We start from the raw sequence: 272 nt of genomic DNA, 5'->3' as shown, positions 1-272 counted from the left end.
CCGCCGCGGGGATGAGCGTCGCGGGGGCTGGGCGTCTGCTGACCTTGGCGGTGGAGTTGGCGCGTCTGCCCCGGGTGCGGGAGAAGTTCGCTGAGGGTGGGTTGGCGGCGGGGGTGGTGGAGGCGATCTGCACGGCCACCGCCCGGTTGAGTGACGAGCACGCCGCCCTGGCCGAGCCGATCCTGCTGGAGCTGGCGGGCAAGGCCGGGGCGGCGGAGGTGGCCAAAGCCGGCCGCTACCTACGCGCGGTGCTCGACCCCGACGGGGAAGAC

The 272-nt window shown here is 74.6% G+C and carries 1 protein-coding gene; it reads left to right on the top strand.

Annotation, left to right across the window (positions count from 1 at the left end; translation table 11 throughout):
- Positions 1 to 11 precede the first annotated feature (11 nt).
- Positions 12 to 272 (top strand): 13E12 repeat family protein (locus FLW16_RS43280; RefSeq protein WP_260616227.1); only part of this gene is annotated, 261 nt, incomplete at its 3' end.

Source organism: Microbispora sp. KK1-11, assembly GCF_006874435.1.
Classification (GTDB): domain Bacteria; phylum Actinomycetota; class Actinomycetes; order Streptosporangiales; family Streptosporangiaceae; genus Microbispora; species Microbispora catharanthi.
The sequence above is the reverse complement of the archived record's forward strand: the minus strand, read 5'-3'. Positions and strand labels throughout refer to the sequence as shown.